This window comes from Denitromonas iodatirespirans, from assembly GCF_018524365.1.
GTDB classification, from domain to species: domain Bacteria; phylum Pseudomonadota; class Gammaproteobacteria; order Burkholderiales; family Rhodocyclaceae; genus Nitrogeniibacter; species Nitrogeniibacter iodatirespirans.
This window is the reverse complement of record NZ_JAEKFT010000028.1, coordinates 41,982-59,238: the sequence shown is the minus strand read 5'-3', so window position 1 is coordinate 59,238 and position 17,257 is coordinate 41,982. Positions and strand designations below refer to the sequence as shown.

Here is a 17,257-nt window from a genome sequence, read left to right as displayed (position 1 = left end):
GTGGCATCCGGTACGTGAGCCCTGCGCAGCGCCACGCGGGTGAAGATCGCAACATCCTGGCCGCGCGTCACCAGACCTACCTGCACGCTCGCGAGCGCAACCCGCGGCGCTGGTCGCGCCACACGCGCGATTGGTCGCATATCGGCCTCGTGACGCTCAATCCGGAGCGAGACGCTGTCGTCAATGCGACACTACATGCTGAAGGCATACTCGCGTTAGTTGCATGAATCAGGCGACAACTATCTTGACTTGCTCCGCCGTCATCTGAATCCCCGACGACGCCCCCACCCTTCCCCGACGCCCCGCCCACTGGCAAACTGAAACGCCCCCGTCCACCGGAAAGGAGACCAAGATGTCGAGTGTTGGCTATCACGAACCGATTGAAGAGCTGTCCGACGAGACCCGCGACATGCACCGGGCGATCGTCTCGCTGATGGAAGAGCTGGAGGCGGTCGACTGGTACAACCAGCGCGCCGATGCCTGTAAGGACAAGGAGCTCAAAGCCATCCTGGAGCACAACCGGGACGAGGAGAAGGAGCACGCGGCGATGGTGCTGGAGTGGATCCGGCGCAAGGACCCGGCCTTCTCTAAAGAGATGAAGGACTACCTGTTCACCAAGAAGGCGATCGCGCACAAATAGCCGCGCAATCGCTCAGCCCGCCGCCAGCGTCTGCGCGGCGCGGGCGAGGCCGTCGAACACGGCCTCGGCCAGCGCCGGGGGGAAGCCCTTGGGCAAGGCGGCGGACACGTCGGCGATGGCTTGCGGGGTGCGGGCCACCAGGGTGTCGATGATCGCGGCGGCGTCGGGCACGCGGCAATCGGTGGCGGTCTGCTCGAAGTGCGCGCGGCGCATCTCCGACCAGCGGTAGTGGCGGTTGCGCCCCCACACGGCCATGGCCATCTTGATCTTGTGCGGCGACAGCCGCCCAGCGCCGTGCCCCATCACCGGGTAGGCGGAGAGCACGTCGTAGCGCGGCGTGAGCCGGTAGCGGCCGCGCGGCTCGATGAACACACTGAAGTTCTTGGCGTGGCCGTCGATGGCGGCGAGCATCCAGAACAGCACCTGGCTGCGGAAGAAGTCGGCGCGGTCGGTGGCGGCCTGGGTCGAGCCGAGCAGGCGGTCGAGGATGTCGCGCACGCCGGGGCCGCCGTGGCTTTCGTATTTCAGGTTGGGGTCGATGCCGAAGACCTGGGCGAAGTCTTCCTGCGGCAGGCGCAGCCAGCGGCCCTGTGCGCTGCGGCGCCGGTCGAAGCGGGTCACGCTCAGCACGCGCTGCTGGCCGAAGCGCAGCAGTTGCGACTCGGCCACCGGCACGCCGAAGGCCGCCAGCAGGCGCAGGCACAGCCATTCGTTTTCCACCGAGGTGCTCAGGTCGATGCCGCCGGGCACCTGCCCCAGCGGCAGCTTGAAGATGTGGGTTGTCGGCGTGCTGCCCAGCGGCCGGCACCAGGCGCCGTCGTGCCACAGGAAGGCGCTCTTTTCCTGCGCGCCGGCGAGCGAGATGCGGAAGGTGTTTTCTTCGTCGGCGCCGAAGGCGGGCGCGCTGCGCTGGCGGGCCAGATGCGCCTCGACCTGCGCATCGCTCAGCGGCTCGGCGCGCACCGCCGCGGTGTCGTCGGGCGTTTGCCCCTCGGGCAGCAGTTGCAGGGCGCCGACGCAATCGCGGCCGATTTCGGCGAGCAGGCCGAAGGCTTCGGTGGTGGTGCCGAACTGGCGGGCGATGCGCTGGCGGATGGCGGTGTTGTCGGGCAGCAGGTTTTCGAAGAAATTGCGCACCACCTCGCCGGTGTAGGGCGCGTCTGCCGGGCGCAGCGGCATCGACAGCGACACCGGGCGCCCGAGCGGCGCGTCGATCCAGGCCGGCGCATAGCTCAGGCGGTGCTCGCCGCGGGCGCTCACCGCCCAGCGACCGACATGCTGGCCGTTCATCCACAGCCCGAGCGCCGTCGAGGCGCGCGGCCGCCCCATCACCAGGCCTCGTCGTCGGGGGCGGCGGCCGGCGCGTTCAGGTCGAGGCTGAGCGTGGCCTGCACCGTGGCCAGGTAGCGCGCCAGGGTGTCGACCCGGCAGCGCGCCGGGTCGGTTTCGAGCAGCGACACGGTTTTCTGCGTGAGCCCGCTTTGCCGCGCGACCTCCAGCTGGGTCAGCGCGCGCGCCTTGCGCAGCCCCTTGAGGATGGGCCCGAGCTGGTCGGGCGAGGTCATGACGAAGGACATGCAGCACTCCCCAAAAACCCCCTACAGGGGATAGCTGCAATTTATTCCCCGCAGGGGATTAAATCAAGTTAACCCTTGCAGGGGATCAACACAGCCCGGCCATGAAAAAGCCCGCACGCGGCGGGCTTCCTCGCAAACAGCGATGCCGCTCAGGCGCTGGCGCGCTGCACGCGGCGGTTGCGCACCGCTTCGGCGAGCAGGTTGAGCACCCGCACGCTGTCTTCCCACCCGATGCAGGCGTCGGTGATGCTCTTGCCGTATTCCAGCTCGACGCCGGGCTTGAGGTCTTGCCGGCCGTCCTTGAGGTGGGATTCGACCATCACGCCGATGATGCGATCGTCGCCGGCGGCCATCTGGCCGGCCACGTCTTCGGCCACCTCGATCTGCAGCTGGTGCTGCTTGCGGCTGTTGGCATGAGAGAAGTCGATCATCACCCGCGCCGGCACCGAGCTGGCGGCCAGCTCCTTGCAGGCGGCGTCGACGCTGGCCGCGTCGTAGTTGGTGTTCTTGCCGCCACGCAGGATCACGTGGCAGTCCTCGTTGCCGCGGGTGGACACGATGGCCGAGTGCCCGGCCTTGGTCACCGACAGGAAATGGTGCGGCGACTGCGCGGCCTTGATGGCGTCCACGGCGATGCGGATGTTGCCGTCGGTGCCGTTCTTGAAGCCCACCGGGCAGGACAGCCCCGAGGCCAGCTCGCGGTGCACCTGGCTTTCGGTGGTGCGCGCGCCGATGGCGCCCCAGCTGATGAGATCGCCGATGTATTGCGGGGTGATCATGTCGAGGAATTCGGTGCCGCAGGGCAGGCCGATCTCGTTGATGTCCCACAGCAGCTTGCGCGCCAGGCGCACGCCTTCGTTGATCTTGAAGCTGTTGTCGAGGTAGGGGTCGTTGATCAGCCCTTTCCAGCCCACCGTGGTGCGCGGCTTTTCGAAGTACACGCGCATGACGATGAGCAGATCGTCCTTGAGCCGGTCGGCCTCTTCCTTGAGCAGGCGGGCGTATTCCATCGCCGCTTCGTAGTCGTGGATCGAACAGGGGCCGATGATCACCAGCAGGCGGTCGTCGGCGCCGTAGAGGATGCGGTGCAGGGCCTGACGCGCTTCATAGGACGTGGCCGCAGCCCGCTCGGTGGCCGGAAATTCGCGCAGGACATGGGAGGGCGGCACCAGTTCCTTGATTTCCTTGATGCGGACATCGTCGATATGAAGCAGGATTGACGCAGGCATAATGGCTTTCCGTGTGGCTTTTCGAATGAAATCAAGCTTTAAAGTGTAGCCCAATCCTCATGCAAATGCTGCAACGCGGCGCGCTGCACGCCACCCGGTATCGATCGGCATGTCGCCCGGCCGTCAGACGGGTCGACACCCCCGGCCGGGGTCGAACCTTCGCGCACCAAACGCATCAACGTGTAAGCATCGCCGCCCTTCGCAGGTCTGATCCCATGACCTGCCCACCGACGAGATTCCCATGCTGATCAAACGCGCCGCCGACATCCGCTCTTCCGAGATCACCGCACCCGCGCTGTACGCCGACCGCCGCCGCTTTCTGCGCCTGGCCGGCGCGGGCGCCGCAACCCTGGCCCTGGGGGGGCCGGGCCAGTTGCTCGCCGCGCAGGCCCGCGATCTCGGCCCGCTGGCGAAGAGCCCCTTCAGCACCCCGGAGGAGCTCACCCCGCTCAAGGACGTGACCCGCTACAACAACTTCTACGAATTCGGCACCGACAAGGCCGACCCGGCGCAATACGCCCACCGCATGAAGACCGAGCCGTGGACCGTGAAGGTCGAGGGCCTGGTGGCCAAGCCGCGCAGCTTCGACCTCGACCAGCTCTACAAGATCGCCCCGCTCGAAGAGCGCATCTACCGCCTGCGCTGCGTCGAGGCGTGGTCGATGGTGGTGCCGTGGGTGGGCTTTCCGCTGGCCGCCCTGCTCAAGGCGGTCGAACCGCTGGGCAGTGCCAAATACGTAGAGTTTGTCTCGCTGTATGACCCGAAGGTGATGAATACCCGGCCGGTGCTCGACTGGCCCTATCGCGAGGGCCTGCGCCTGGACGAAGCCATGCATCCGCTCACGCTGATGGCCGTCGGCCTCTACGGCGAGGTGCTGCCCAACCAGAACGGCGCGCCGCTGCGGCTGGTGGTGCCGTGGAAGTACGGTTTCAAGAGCGCCAAGTCGATCGTCACCATCCGCCTCACCGACAAGCAGCCGAATACCTCCTGGAACGATGCCGGGCCTTCGGAGTATGGTTTCTATTCGAACGTGAATCCGGATGTCGACCACCCGCGCTGGAGCCAGGCCAAGGAGCGGCGCATCGGCGAATTCCTCAAGCGCAAGACCCTACCCTTCAACGGCTATGCCGAGCAGGTCGCGTCCCTTTATGCAGGCATGGACCTGCGCAAGAATTTCTGACCCATGACCACCACGCCAAGCTCACACACCGCCTCGCTGCGCATGCTGTCGAACACGCAGATCGCCACCCTCAAGGGGCTGATCTTCTGCCTCTGTCTGGTGCCGCTCGCCCTGCTGGCGAGCGCGTTCTTCCGGGATGCGCTCGGCGCCAATCCGATCGAGACCATCACCCACGCCACCGGCGACTGGACGCTGCGCTTCTTGCTGATCACCCTCGCCGTGACGCCGCTGCGCAAGCTCACCCACTGGCACTGGCTGGTGCGCCTGCGACGGATGCTGGGGCTGTACGCTTTCTTCTACGGCACGCTGCACCTGGCCACCTACCTCGTGCTCGACCAGTTCTTCGACTGGAACGCGGTGGTGCTCGACGTGCTCAAGCGGCCCTACATCACCGTCGGGTTTTCGGCCTTCGTGCTGATGGTGCCGCTGGCGGTGACCAGCACCAACGCCATGATCCGCCGCCTCGGCGGCCGGCGGTGGCAGGCGCTGCATCGCTCGGTGTACGCCATCGCCATCCTCGGCGTGCTGCACTTCTGGTGGCTGGTCAAGGCCGATGTGTTCGAGCCGCTGATCTACGCGCTGATCCTGGCCGTGCTGCTGAGCCTGCGCGCCTGGTGGCGCGAGCAGGAACGCCGGCGCCAGCAGTCGGCACCGCCGCCCCTGGCCACTGGGCGCAGCCGGATCATCCCGATTCTGCCGCGCTGACGGCGCGCCCAGGCGGTTCGCCTATGTCGTCGCTGCGGGCGCGATATAGAAGCGGTTCTTGCCGGACATCTTGGCCCGATACATCGCCTCGTCGGCCAGCTGGATCAGCGCGTCGGGATCGACCGGTGTGCTTTGCGGGAAATACACCACCCCCACGCTGGCCGACACCTGAAGCTGCAGCCCCTTCCATTCCAGCGGCGCGGCGGCCGCATCGAGCAGGCGCTGCAGGATGGTCTGCATCGCCGCCGGTTCGCCGGGGTCCACCAGCAAGGCGACGAACTCATCGCCGCCCAGCCGCGCGATGGTGTCGCCCTCGCGCAGCGCCAGGCGGAAGCGCGCCGACAGGAGCGTCAGCACCTCGTCGCCGGCCGCATGGCCGTGCGTGTCGTTGACCGCCTTGAAACCGTCCAGGTCGAGATAGGCCACGGCCAGACGGTGCCCACGGCGCAGCGCCAGCGCCATCGCCTGGCGCAGGCGGTCGGACAGCAACAGGCGGTTGGGCAGACCGGTCAGCATGTCGTAGTGCGCATACTGTTCCAGTTCGCGCTGATGCTGCTTCTGGTCGGTGATGTCGGAGAACAGCGCCACAAAGTACGGCGCATTGCCGTGATTGTCGCGCACCGCGCTGATGGTCAGCATTTCGGCATACAGCTCACCGTCCTTGCGCCGGTTCCAGACCTCGCCCTCCCAGTGGCCCTTTTCGTTCAGCGCCTGCCACATGAGAGCGTAGAAATCCTCGTCATGCCGGCCGGAGCTGAGCACCTTGGGCGTCCGCCCCAGCACATCGTCCCGATCGAAACCGGTGATGCGGCAGAACGCGTCATTGACTTCGACGATGGTGCCGTCGACGGCGGTGATCATGATCGCCTCGCGCGCATGGGTGAACACGCTGGCCGCCAGACGCAGCTTGTCTTCATACTGCTTTTTGCCGGTGATCTCCAGCCAGGTGCCGGCCATGCGAAGTGGGTACCCGTGCGTGTCGCGCGCCACCACCCGGCCGCGATCCATCACCCAGATCCAGTCGCCGCTGCCGGCGCGCACCCGCAGATCGCATTCGTAGGCCGGACTCTCACCATCCAGATGCCGCCGCCGTGCCGCCAGGTAGCGCGCCAGATCGTCGGGGTGGATGAAATCGCGAAACTGCGACTCGGTCAGCCCCGCCAGCGTCTCCGGCGCTCGGCCGACCAGGCTCGCCCACTGGCTGTTGACCCGCATGTGGCCGGTATCGAGGATCCACTCCCAGGTGCCGGCCCCGGTGCCCCACAGGATGTCGACCAACCGCTGGCGCTCTTCGCTCACGGCCCGGGTCAGCGCGTCGTGCGCCCGTTCGAGGCGCTTGCGCCGACGGATATTGAAGATTAGGAGCACGATCACGCCGGCCTGCAGCAGCAGACCGACGATCAGCAGCGTCTGCTCGCGCTGCCGCGCGGCATTGGCCGCCTGCACCCGGTCTGCCACCTGCGCTTCGAGCAGGCTCTGGTAGTGCCACAACCCCTGGTCGCTCAGCCGCCCCGGGGTGATGTCGTTGATGATCGACAGGAGCAGCGGTCGGCCGGCGAAGGAAAATGGCTGCGAGTGGACTTCCACGGTCCTGAGCGACGCATCGGCCATGCGATGGCGGAAGACGAAGTAATTGCGGCCGCGACTGGCCGCCAGGCGGCGCTCCTCGGCAATCTGCTCAGGGGTGAAGGTGTTGATCTGGTCGATACGCATCGCGCGCAGGGTCTCGCGCGAGTAGCCATAGAAACGCGCCGCCGCCGGATTGGCATCGACGATCTGCCCGCTGTCCGGTGCGATCAGCAGCATCACCGCGCCATGCGCCTCGAAGACGCTCCGAAAGGCCGGCGCGTCGGCCGCGCTGCGCACGCCCACCGCCACCAGCGTCAGCCCGATGCAGACACCGATGCGCAACCATCTCGACAAGCAGCGGCAGGAGCTCATGCCCGACAAACCTCGACCCTCGCGTAATACCGCTATCGGAATATTTACCCGATTCTATATACAAGGTCGTAGTAATTTTCAGCAAGCATGGATGCTGCGTGATGTTTTCAGCGAGACGGCGGACGAATGGCCGACTTGGGGCGGAACGCCTTCACCACCGCACTATGCGTTTCGACATACGGCCCGCCGATCAGATCGATGCAATACGGCACGGCAGCGAAGATGCCGTCCATCACCGATTCGCCCTCGGCGTTCTTCAGCCCTTCGAGGGTTTCCTTGATCGACTTGGGCTGGCCGGGCAGGTTGATGATCAGGCTCTTGCCGCGGATCACCGCCACCTGGCGCGAGAGAATCGCGGTGGGCACGAACTGCAGGCTGATCTGACGCATCTGCTCGCCGAAACCGGGCATCACCTTGTGCGCCACGGCCAGCGTGGCCTCGGGCGTCACGTCGCGCGGCGCCGGGCCGGTGCCGCCGGTGGTCAGCACCAGGTCGCACGCGGCCTCGTCGCACAGCTCGATGAGCGTGCGCTCGATCGCCGGCTGATCGTCGGGAATCAGCCGCGCCTCCATCTCCCAGGGCGAACTGAGCGCCTGCGAAAACCAGTCGCGCAGCGCGGGCACGCCTTTGTCTTCGTAGTCGCCGCTGGAGGCGCGGTCGCTGATGGAAACCAGGCCAATACGCAGGGTGTCGGTGCTCATGTCAGGCGGCTCTCACTCGTCGTTCGTGGATTCGTCGATCTCGCGCAGGATGCGGAAGATCTCGCGATAGGCGCGCGGCGGTTTCTGAGTCTCGCGCTCTTTCAGGGCATTGCGGCGCAAGACGCGCAAGCGTTGCAGGTCGGCGCCGGGGTGCTGCTCGGCCAGTTCGAACAGCATGGCTTCGTCTTCCAGCAGGCGGTCGCGCTGGCGCTCGATGCGGTGCTGGCGGGCGATCTCCTCGGCCGACACGCCGTTGAACACGTCGAGCATGGCCTGGATCGGTTCGGGGTCGATGTGGCGCATCAGCTTGCCGATGTATTGCAGCTGGCGGCGGCGCGCTTCCATCTTGAAGCGCTGGCAGTCGCGCACCGCGTCGCGCAGATTGTCGGGCAGCGGCACCTTCTTGAGGCGGTCGGCAGACAACGCCACCAGCTCGGCACCAAGGCGCTGCAGGGCGTCCGAATCCTTCTTGCGGCGGGTCTTGCTGGGCCCTTCGGGCACGTCGTCCTGCAGGTCGATCGGATCGTGATCGGTCATATAAGTAGGCGGTTGGCGGAAACGGTTAAGATTATAGCTTTCCCGCACCGGCCCTCACCGCCCATGTCCGCAAACGGCTTCAGCTACTCCCAGGACGCGCTGCGCGAAATCGCCAGCGACATTCTCAAATACGCCCGCGACAAGGGCGCCACCGCCTGCGAAACCGATGTGTCCGAAGGGGTCGGCGCGTCGGTGGCCGTGCGCCGCAGCGAGGTGGACACCATCGAGTACAACCGCGACAAAGGCATCGGCGTGACGGTCTATGTCGGCCAGCAGCGCGGCTACGCCAGCAGCTCCGACTTCTCGCCCACCGCCCTGCGCGCCACCGTGGACGCAGCGCTGTCCATCGCCCGCTTCACTGCCGCCGACGAATACGCCGGCCTGGCCGACCCCGAGCTGCTGGCCACCGAATTCCCCGATCTCGACCTGCACCACCCGTGGGACCTGTCGGTCGAGCAAGCCATCGACCTGGCGCGCGAGTGCGAAACCGCCGCCTTCGAACGCGACCGCCGGGTGAGCAACTCCGAGGGCGCCAACGTGTCGCGCCAGGAATCGCAATTCGTCTCGGCCAACAGCCTGGGTTTCATGGGCGGCTACGCCACCACCCGCCACTCCGTGTCCTGCTCGGTGATCGCCGGCGAAGGCGACGGCATGCAGCGCGACTACTGGTACGACAGCCAGCGCGACGCGGCCGACCTGGAAGCCGCCCGCCATATCGGCCAGACCGCCGCCGACCGTGCCGTGGCGCGGCTCAACGCCCGGCGCGTGCCCACCGGCGAGGTGCCGGTCATCTTCGAAGCGCCGCTGGCCGCCGGCCTGATCGGCAGCTTCGTACACGCGGCCAGCGGCGGCGCGCTGTACCGCAAATCCACCTTCCTGCTCGACAGCCTCGGCAAGCCGGTGTTCTCGCCCTGCGTGAACATCTCCGAGCGGGCCTACATCAAGAAAGGCCTGGGCTCCGGCCCCTTCGACGACGACGGCGTGCAGACCCGCGACCGCGAGGTGATCGTCGACGGCGTGCTGCAAGGCTATTTTCTGAGCGTGTATTCGGCCCGCAAGCTCGGCATGCAGACCACCGGCAACGGCGGCGGCGCCCACAACCTGCTGGTCGCACCGGGCACGGACGACTTCGACGCACTCGTTCGCCGCATGGGTCGCGGCCTGATCGTCACCGAATTGCTCGGTCATGGCATCAACTACCTCACTGGCGATTACTCCCGCGGTGCCGCGGGTTTCTGGGTCGAAAACGGCCAGATCGCCCATCCGGTAGAGGAAATCACCATCGCCGGCAACCTGCGCGATATGCTGCTCGGCATCGAAGCGGTGGGCAGCGATGTGCATCGCCGCGGCGCCAAACAGAGCGGCTCCCTGCTCGTCAACCGCATGACGATTGCCGGCACCTGAGCGCAAAAAACCCGCCGCGGGAGGCGACGGGAAAACCCCTATTCCTTACGCCGCGCAGCGATTCCTATAATTTGTCGCGGTCTAACGAACCACGAATCACATCCGCCCACGTCATAGCGAGGAGACATATGGAACGCCGTTCCTTTCTGAAAAAAACGGGTGCCGGCCTTGCCGCCGGTGCAGTCGCAGCCCCCGCCATCGCCCAAGGTCTGCCCGAGATCCAGTGGCGTCTGGCCTCCAGCTTCCCGAAAAGCCTTGACACCATCTACGGCGCCGCCGAGGTGTTCCAGTCCCGCGTGGCCGCTGCCACCGGTGGCAAGTTCCAGATCCGCGTGTTCGCGGGCGGTGAAATCGTCCCGGCCTTCTCGGTCATGGACGCCGTCAAGGACGGCACCGTCGAGTGCGGCCACACCGCCTCGTACTACTTCTTCGGCAAAGACCCGGCCTTCGCGCTGGACACCGCAGTGCCCTTCGGCCTGAACGCCCGCGAGTACAACGCCTGGTTCATGCACGGCGGCGGCAAGGAACTGCTGCGCGAATTCTTCGGCACCTACAACATCATGAACTTCCCGATGGGCAACACCGGCGCCCAGATGGGCGGCTGGTTCCGCAAGGAAATCAAGTCGGTCAAGGATCTTGACGGCCTGAAGTTCCGCGTCGGGGGTTTTGCCGGCAAGGTCATGTCCAAGCTGGGCACCGTGCCGCAGCAGATTCCGGGCGGCGACATCTACCCGTCGCTGGAAAAAGGCACCATCGATGCGGCCGAGTGGGTCGGCCCCTACGATGACGAGAAGCTCGGCTTCCAGAAAGTGGCCCAGTACTACTACTACCCGGGTTGGTGGGAAGGTGGTCCGAACCTGTCGCTGTATGTGAACCAGGACAAGTGGAAGGCCCTGCCGGAAGAGTACAAGAACATCGTCGAAGCCGCGGCCGCCGAAGCCAACGTGGACATGATGGCCAAGTACGACGCCAAGAACCCGGACGCCCTCAAGCGCCTGGTGGCCAGCGGTGCCAAGCTGCGCCCCTTCCCGCGCGACGTCATGGAAGCCTGCTACAAGGCAGCCCAGGAAGTGTACGCCGAGACCAACGCGGCACACCCGGCGTTCAAGAAGATCTACGAAGCCATGGTCAAGTTCCGCGACGACCAGAACCTGTGGCACAGCGTGTCCGAAGCCAACTTCGACCGCTTCATGCAGACCCGCAAGCGCTGATCCATCGGATCCCGCAAGCAGAAAAATCCCCGCTCCGGCGGGGATTTTTCATTTCCGCGCCGCCCCCTTCCGCCGGGCGTCGCACGCGCTATTCGAGCACCTCGACCGTCATGCCGACTTCAAGGCGGCCGCGGCCATCATGCGCCAGGTTCTGCCCGAACATCACCTCACGGCCCCGTCGGCGAAAGCTCGCCAGCGTGCGCAAGGGTTCCTTGCCGCGTTTGCCGGTGTCGGGATCGACAGTTGGAATGGCACAGCGGGCACAGGGCTTGACGACGCGGAAACGGATGTCGCCGATGCGGATGACGCGCCACGTGTCCTCCGCGTACGGCGGGCAGCCCGCGACCACCAGGTTCGGCCGGAAGCGGCGCATCGACAGCGTCTCGTCGAGGCGGCTGTTGAGGTCGTCGAGCGAGGCTTGCGAGATCAGCAGGAACGGAAAGCCATCGGCGAAACCGACCTGGTCCTGCGGCCCGGCGAAATCGGGGTCGACCGGGCGTACGCCGTCGTCGGCCATATGCACCAGCCGGCATGGCGTGTCGAGAAAAGCGCTCAGCCACGCATCGGCGGCCGGGTCAGTGGGCACGGCGTCGACCGTGTCGCCCCACACGTCGACCGCGATTCGCCCGCCATCGCGCCGCACGGGAAGGCTCAGCGCCGGCATCCCCGGCGCACTCAGCTGCAATTCACCCTGCGCGGTGACATGCGTGCCGATCAGGGCCATGCGGGCTTGCTCGCGCTGCGTCATGAAGCGCCCTGCGGGATCGACCACCATCCAGTGCCGATCATGGCGAAAGCCGCGCGCGTCCACCTCGAGCGCGCCGAACGATTCACCGGCGAGGGACTTCACCGGATAGCGATACAGGGCCTCGAGCGTGAACTGGCGCATGGGGGATTCTCCTGGTTCGGAACGGCAGAGGATGCCATCGGTAGCGACGGCATGCCCGGCAATGCTCCGTATACTGCCACCGGGTCTCGCGAACGGATTGGCCGCACTTGGCGCAAGGCCAAAAAACAAAGGCGCCCGACTGCGGCGCCTTTGTTCATCAGCGGCTGACGACTCGCGCCCGCCACCTGCGGAGGTCGCGGCCGCTTACTTGGCTGCCGCCGCGGCATCCGCCTTGAGTTGCTCAAGAATCTTCCCGCTGCGGCCGCCGACCATCTCGACCAGCTTGGCGTTCAGCGGCTCGACGCGCTTGCGGAACACCTCGCGCTCCGCATCGGTGAGCTTGATGACCTCGAGCTTGGGGTTGTCCTTCTTCATCTTTTCCAGCGCTGCCGCGTTCTTTTCTTTCTGCTTGGCGATGATGAAGGTCTGCAGTTCGTCGCGCACCTCCTTGAGCATGGTCTTGTCCTGGTCGCTCAGACCGTTCCAGAAATCGGCATTGGCCACCACGGTGGTGGTGTATTCGACGTCGCCCGGATAGATCAGATGGGTGGTGACTTCGTGGAACTTGGCGCTCTCGATGAAGAACGGCGGATTCACCTGCGCCTGGATCACGTTCATCTGCAGGCCGCTATAGACCTCGCCCCAAGGCAGGGCGACCGGATTGGCGCCATAGAGCTTGAACTGTTCGATCAGGATCGGCGAGGTCATCACGCGGAACTTCACGTCGCCCAGATCTTCGGGCTTGCGCACCGCCTTTTTGGTGGTCCACACCATCTCTCCTTCCGGATAGACGGTGAACAGCTTGAGCCCCTTGCTGGCGAAATCCTTGGCCAGCGAATCGTAGAGCGCTGGGCTGCTGGAGAGCACCTTGGCTTTCGCCGCGTCGGACTCGGGCAGCAGGAACGGCAGGCTGAGCACCTGCACTTCGGGCACGAAGGTGCCGAGGTGACCCGGCGAGGCGTTGGAGAACTGGATCGCGCCGCCCGCCGTCAGTTCGGTCAGGTCGTTCTCGTTGCCGAGCTGGCCGTAGGTGTACACCGTGACGGTCGTCTTGCCGCCGGTGCGCTTCTCGATGATGCGCTTGAACTCTTCCGCATAGAGGGTCTGGACGTCGCCCGGACTTTCCTCGACGGCGAACTTCCATTCGGCAGCGCTGGCGCTGCCCATCGCGGCCAGCGCCAGCGCGGCGCCCAGTGTCAGCTGCTTGATATTTACGGTGAATGCCATGGTGGGTGTCTCCTCCTCGTTATCGGGCAATCGGTCGGTCGGGCACGATGTGGCGCGTGGCGACTCGAAGCTCAGGTTACAAGCGTCGCGATACGCAGAAGAATGCACTAGAACAATATAGCGGCCAGCCGACGCACGGCCGGCGCCAGGCCGGTGGCGAGCCGCGAGAACTCCGCGCGCGCATGTCGCTCCCCCTTGTTTCGGGGCGGATACGCGCCATTGCCACCGGCAGGACGCCGCCACGACGTGGCAGGACGATGGCCAATCCGTCCCGGAACAATATTGTTCTAGAGCAATCGGCGCCTCTTGCCCGCGCCGCTAGACTGCTTCGGTCACCACAATAAAAAGCGCTGTGACCGCCAGCTTGACCTGCAGCTTAACGCCGAAGGAGGAACCCCCATGGACCCCACGTCCGAAGGCGGCATCGTTTTGCGCGGCGCACGCCAAATCGACCGCCTGCTTGCCCGCCTGGAAAAAATACTGCTTGCCGGTGCCGTCATCCTGATGGCGGTCAATACCATCGCCAACGTCTTCGTCCGGTTGGGCTTCAGTTCCAGTCTGTTCTTCGCCGAGGAGCTCAACCAGTTCCTCATTATCGTCGTCACCTTCGTCGGCACCAGTGCCGCCGCCCGCCAGGGGCGCCACATCCGCATGTCGGCGATCACCGACATGCTGCCGATCAAGTACCGGCGCTGGATGTTCGCCTTCATTCAGGCCACCACGGCGATCGTCCTGGCCGCCCTGGCCTGGTACGCCGCCACCTACATCCTGCGCGTCCAGGGGCTCGGCCGGGTGACGCCGGCCATGCAGGTCCCCATGTGGATCACGCTGGTGTGGCTGCCGCTCGGCCTCGGCATTGCTGCGCTGCAGTTCGTGCTCGCCTCCGCCACCAATCTGCGCAGCAAAGACGACGTCTACCTCGCACCCCACGTGCGTGAGCAGGACGACGTCGACATGCCTACCGTCTGAGGAGTTCGACTATGGCTCTCACGATCATTCTCGTCATGCTCGTCCTGCTGCTGCTCGGCTATCCGATGATCGTCCCGATGCTGGTGGCGACTTTCGTCGGCTTCTTCGTTTACTTCCCGATGCTCAAGTCGGACATCATCGTGCAGCAGATGATCAGCGGCATCAGCCCGGTGGCGCTGATCACGGTGCCCATGTTCATTCTGGCCGCCGACATCGTCACCCGCGGGCATACCGCCAACCGGCTGCTCGATCTGGCGATGACCTTCTTCGGCCACCTGAAGGGCGGCCTGGCCGTCACCACCGCCGTGGCGTGTACGCTGTTCGGCGCGATCTCGGGGTCCACCCAGGCCACCGTGGTGGCCATCGGCGGACCAATCCGCCCGCGCATGCTGCAGGCCGGCTACGACGACCGCTTCACCACCGCACTGATCATCAACGCCTCCGACATCGCCTTCCTGATCCCGCCCAGCATCGGCATGATCGTCTTCGGCATCGTCGGCAAGGTGTCGATCGGCGAACTGTTCCTGGCCGGCATCGGGCCGGGCCTGCTGATCCTGCTGCTGTTCAGCGTCTACTCGGTGTGGTACGCGTGGCACTACAAGATTCCGCTCGCCCCGCGCATCGGTTGGGCCGACCGCTTTCGCGCCTCGCGCAAGGCGGCGCTCGCGCTGATGTTCCCGGTGCTGATCATCGGCGGGCTGTATGCCGGCTACTTCAGCCCCACCGAGGTGGCGGCCATCGCGGTGCTCTACGCCTTCATCCTCGAAGTGTGCATCTACCGCGCCGTCAAGCTCTCGGACATCCCACGCATCGCCTACTCCACCGGACTGATCACCGGCATCGTGTTCGTGCTGGTCGGCACCGGCGCCGCCTTCTCGTGGATCATTTCCTTCGCCCAGCTGCCGCAGCAATTGATCGCCGCGATCGGTCTGGCCGACGCCGGCCCCTACACGATCCTGTTCGTCATCTCGCTATCGTTCTTCGTTGGCTGCATGTTCGTCGACCCGATCGTGGTGACGCTGATCCTCACGCCGATCTTCATGCCGCTGGTCAATGCCGCGGGCATCGATCCGGTGCTGGTCGGCACGCTGGTCACGCTGCAGATGGCGATCGGATCGTGCACACCGCCTTTCGGCTGCGACATCTTCACGGCCTGCGCGATCTTCCGAAAACCCTACCTGGAAGTCATCGCCGGCACGCCGCCGTTCATCATCATCCTGCTGTTCGCCACGCTGCTGCTGGTGCTGGTGCCCGACATCGCGCTGCTGCTGCCACGGCTGGCCTTCCACTGACCTTCGGAGCCCGAAGTGAGAATTGACACCCTCCCGCACCACGACCCGATGACGCCTGCCGAGCAGGCGCGCATCGGCCTGCTGGCGCTGGCCACCGACCTGTGCAGCGAGGCCGACCTGCGCCGCATGCTGCCCGACACGGTCGGCCTGTACAGCAACCGGGTGCGCCATGAAAACCCGATGAGCCTCGAAGCGCTGCGCCGGGTCGCCGACGACCTGCCCCGCGCCGGCCGCGATCTGCTGCCCGGGCTCGGGCTCGACGTGGTGGTGTATGGCTGCACCTCGGGCACCATCGCCCTGGGCGAGGCCGAGACGCTGGCGCTGATCGCCCGCGCGCGCCCCTGCCACCACCAGACCACGCCGGTCACCGCCAGCCTGGCGGCGCTCGCCCACCTGGGCGCACGCCGGGTGTCGATCCTCACGCCCTACCGGACCGAGGTCAATCGCGCGCTGGGCGAGTACTACACCAGCCGCGGCCTCGAGGTGCTCAATGTGTCGGGCCTCGACATGGACGACGACTACGCCATGACCGCGCTCGACCCCGGCACGCTGGTGGACGCCGGCGTGGCGGCCATGGCCGACGAGGCCGATGCCTTGTTCATCTCCTGCACCGCGCTGCGCGCGAGCCGTGCCGTCGAGCGCCTCGAAGCGAAGCTCGGCCGCCCGGTGGTCACCAGCAACCAGGCCATTGCCTGGCATGCGCTGCATCTCACCGGTCTGGCCGCCGGCCCGTCGGCGCCCGGACGACTGTTCCGAACCCCCGCACAAGGTTTCACCCATGACTGACGACATCCGCCCCATCGACATCTACCGCGCCCGCCACCGGCTGCGCGGCCACGTGCTGCACACCCAGCTGCTCCACTCGCCCAGCCTCTCCGAGCACACCGGCGGCGAGGTGCATCTCAAGCTCGAATGCCGGCAGATCACCGGCAGCTTCAAGCTGCGCGGCGCCACTAACGCGCTGCTCTGCCTGGATGACGATGCCCGCGCCCGCGGCGTGATCGCCGTGTCCACCGGCAACCACGGCCGTGCGCTGGCCTATGCCGCGCACCGCCTCGGCGTGCGCGCGGTGATCTGCATGTCGAAGCTGGTGCCGTCGAACAAGGTCGAGGCGATCCGCGCGCTCGGCGCCGAGGTGCATATCGTCGGCAACAGCCAGGACGAAGCGGATGTCGAAGTGGCGCGCCTGGTGCGCGACGAAGGGCTGACCCTGCTGCCGCCCTTCGACCACCCCGACATCATCGCCGGCCAGGGCACGGTCGGGCTCGAGCTGCTCGACGATCTGCCGAGCCTGGACACCGTGCTGGTGCCGCTCTCCGGCGGCGGCCTGCTGGCCGGCGTGGCGCTGGCGCTCAAGCGCGCATCGCCGCAGATCCGCGTGATCGGCGTCACCATGGAGCGCGGCTGCGCCATGCACGCCAGCCTCGCCGCCGGCAAACCGGTGCAGGTCGAGGAGCTCGAAACGCTGGCCGACTCGCTCGGCGGCGGCATCGGCCTGGACAACCGCTACACCTTCCACATGGCGCAGACGCTGGTGGACGATGTGGTGCTGGTGGGCGAGGATGAGATCGCGGCCGCCATCCGCCATGCCTATGCGCGCGAACAGATCGTCATCGAAGGCAGCGGCGCCGTCGGCATCGCCGCCCTGCTCACCGGCCGCCTCACAGCGCCGGGCACCACCGCGGTGCTGGTGAGCGGGTCGAACATCGACATGGCGCTTCACCGCCGCATCGTCTGCGCGCAGGAGATCTGACG

At 66.2% G+C, this 17,257-nt stretch carries 17 protein-coding genes and 1 pseudogene; 10 read left to right on the top strand and 8 right to left on the bottom strand.

The window, feature by feature from the left end:
* Positions 1 to 227: pseudogene (locus I8J34_RS19555) on the top strand (IS3-like element ISAzo10 family transposase); the annotation flags it as partial.
* Positions 228 to 352: 125 nt separating this feature from the next.
* Complete coding sequence (locus tag I8J34_RS19550; RefSeq protein ID WP_144178993.1) at positions 353 to 640, top strand: encapsulin-associated ferritin-like protein; 288 nt, start codon at positions 353 to 355, stop codon at positions 638 to 640.
* Positions 641 to 652: 12 nt separating this feature from the next.
* Here the strand turns inward: I8J34_RS19550 and I8J34_RS19545 are convergent, their stop codons facing one another.
* The 3 genes from I8J34_RS19545 to aroG all read right to left on the bottom strand — a co-directional run bounded on the left by I8J34_RS19545 (position 653) and on the right by aroG (position 3,446).
* Positions 653 to 1,969: a type II toxin-antitoxin system HipA family toxin gene (locus I8J34_RS19545; protein ID WP_214363316.1), complete on the bottom strand. Its 1,317-nt coding sequence runs from the start codon at positions 1,967 to 1,969 to the stop codon at positions 653 to 655.
* On the bottom strand, positions 1,969 to 2,217 hold the full coding sequence (locus I8J34_RS19540; protein ID WP_214363315.1) for a helix-turn-helix domain-containing protein: 249 nt from the start codon (positions 2,215 to 2,217) through the stop codon (positions 1,969 to 1,971). The genes I8J34_RS19545 and I8J34_RS19540 overlap by 1 nt, the downstream gene beginning before the upstream one ends.
* Positions 2,218 to 2,366: 149 nt before the next feature.
* Positions 2,367 to 3,446 carry a 3-deoxy-7-phosphoheptulonate synthase AroG gene (gene aroG, locus I8J34_RS19535; protein ID WP_214363314.1) on the bottom strand — a complete coding sequence of 360 codons (1,080 nt, stop codon included), beginning with the start codon at positions 3,444 to 3,446 and terminating at the stop codon, positions 2,367 to 2,369.
* Positions 3,447 to 3,687: 241 nt separating this feature from the next.
* Between aroG and msrP the strand changes: the two genes are divergently transcribed.
* Both msrP and msrQ read left to right on the top strand, forming a co-directional pair.
* Complete coding sequence (gene msrP, locus I8J34_RS19530) at positions 3,688 to 4,626, top strand: protein-methionine-sulfoxide reductase catalytic subunit MsrP (protein ID WP_214363313.1); 939 nt, start codon at positions 3,688 to 3,690, stop codon at positions 4,624 to 4,626.
* Between the two features lie 3 nt (positions 4,627 to 4,629).
* Positions 4,630 to 5,331 (top strand): protein-methionine-sulfoxide reductase heme-binding subunit MsrQ, encoded by a 702-nt coding sequence (msrQ, locus tag I8J34_RS19525; protein WP_370661893.1) that lies wholly within the window; start codon positions 4,630 to 4,632, stop codon positions 5,329 to 5,331.
* Positions 5,332 to 5,352: 21 nt separating this feature from the next.
* Here the strand turns inward: msrQ and I8J34_RS19520 are convergent, their stop codons facing one another.
* The 3 genes from I8J34_RS19520 to yjgA all read right to left on the bottom strand — a co-directional run bounded on the left by I8J34_RS19520 (position 5,353) and on the right by yjgA (position 8,510).
* Positions 5,353 to 7,272, bottom strand: a complete 1,920-nt coding sequence (locus I8J34_RS19520; RefSeq protein ID WP_230411922.1) for a sensor domain-containing protein — start codon at positions 7,270 to 7,272, stop codon at positions 5,353 to 5,355.
* 107 nt (positions 7,273 to 7,379) lie between these two features.
* The gene (gene mog / locus I8J34_RS19515; RefSeq protein ID WP_214363312.1) at positions 7,380 to 7,973 is read right to left on the bottom strand and encodes a molybdopterin adenylyltransferase; all 594 of its coding nucleotides are present in this window, start codon (positions 7,971 to 7,973) and stop codon (positions 7,380 to 7,382) included.
* Between the two features lie 12 nt (positions 7,974 to 7,985).
* Positions 7,986 to 8,510, bottom strand: a complete 525-nt coding sequence (gene yjgA, locus I8J34_RS19510; protein WP_214363311.1) for a ribosome biogenesis factor YjgA — start codon at positions 8,508 to 8,510, stop codon at positions 7,986 to 7,988.
* A 63-nt stretch (positions 8,511 to 8,573) separates the two neighbouring features.
* Here yjgA and pmbA point away from each other — a divergent pair, with 63 nt between their 5' ends.
* Together pmbA and I8J34_RS19500 are read left to right on the top strand one after the other, a co-directional pair.
* A complete protein-coding gene (gene pmbA / locus I8J34_RS19505; RefSeq protein ID WP_214363310.1) occupies positions 8,574 to 9,914 on the top strand; it encodes a metalloprotease PmbA in 1,341 nt (446 codons plus the stop codon).
* A 128-nt stretch (positions 9,915 to 10,042) separates the two neighbouring features.
* The gene (locus tag I8J34_RS19500) at positions 10,043 to 11,125 is read left to right on the top strand and encodes a TRAP transporter substrate-binding protein (protein ID WP_214363309.1); all 1,083 of its coding nucleotides are present in this window, start codon (positions 10,043 to 10,045) and stop codon (positions 11,123 to 11,125) included.
* Positions 11,126 to 11,213: 88 nt separating this feature from the next.
* Here the strand turns inward: I8J34_RS19500 and I8J34_RS19495 are convergent, their stop codons facing one another.
* On the bottom strand, positions 11,214 to 12,014 hold the full coding sequence (locus I8J34_RS19495; RefSeq protein ID WP_214363308.1) for an MOSC domain-containing protein: 801 nt from the start codon (positions 12,012 to 12,014) through the stop codon (positions 11,214 to 11,216).
* Positions 12,015 to 12,218: 204 nt separating this feature from the next.
* Complete coding sequence (gene dctP, locus I8J34_RS19490; protein ID WP_214363307.1) at positions 12,219 to 13,241, bottom strand: TRAP transporter substrate-binding protein DctP; 1,023 nt, start codon at positions 13,239 to 13,241, stop codon at positions 12,219 to 12,221.
* A 399-nt stretch (positions 13,242 to 13,640) separates the two neighbouring features.
* Here dctP and I8J34_RS19485 point away from each other — a divergent pair, with 399 nt between their 5' ends.
* From I8J34_RS19485 to eutB, 4 genes are read left to right on the top strand one after another with little or no spacing between them, the layout of a single operon-like run.
* Positions 13,641 to 14,210, top strand: coding sequence for a TRAP transporter small permease (locus tag I8J34_RS19485; protein WP_214363306.1), 570 nt, complete (start codon positions 13,641 to 13,643; stop codon positions 14,208 to 14,210).
* Positions 14,211 to 14,221: 11 nt separating this feature from the next.
* Positions 14,222 to 15,502 carry a TRAP transporter large permease gene (locus I8J34_RS19480; RefSeq protein ID WP_214363305.1) on the top strand — a complete coding sequence of 427 codons (1,281 nt, stop codon included), beginning with the start codon at positions 14,222 to 14,224 and terminating at the stop codon, positions 15,500 to 15,502.
* 15 nt (positions 15,503 to 15,517) lie between these two features.
* A complete protein-coding gene (locus I8J34_RS19475; protein ID WP_214363304.1) occupies positions 15,518 to 16,288 on the top strand; it encodes a maleate cis-trans isomerase family protein in 771 nt (256 codons plus the stop codon).
* A complete protein-coding gene (gene eutB / locus I8J34_RS19470; RefSeq protein WP_214363303.1) occupies positions 16,281 to 17,255 on the top strand; it encodes a hydroxyectoine utilization dehydratase EutB in 975 nt (324 codons plus the stop codon). Before I8J34_RS19475 ends, eutB begins: the two co-directional genes overlap by 8 nt.
* The last annotated feature ends 2 nt before the right edge of the window (positions 17,256 to 17,257 follow it).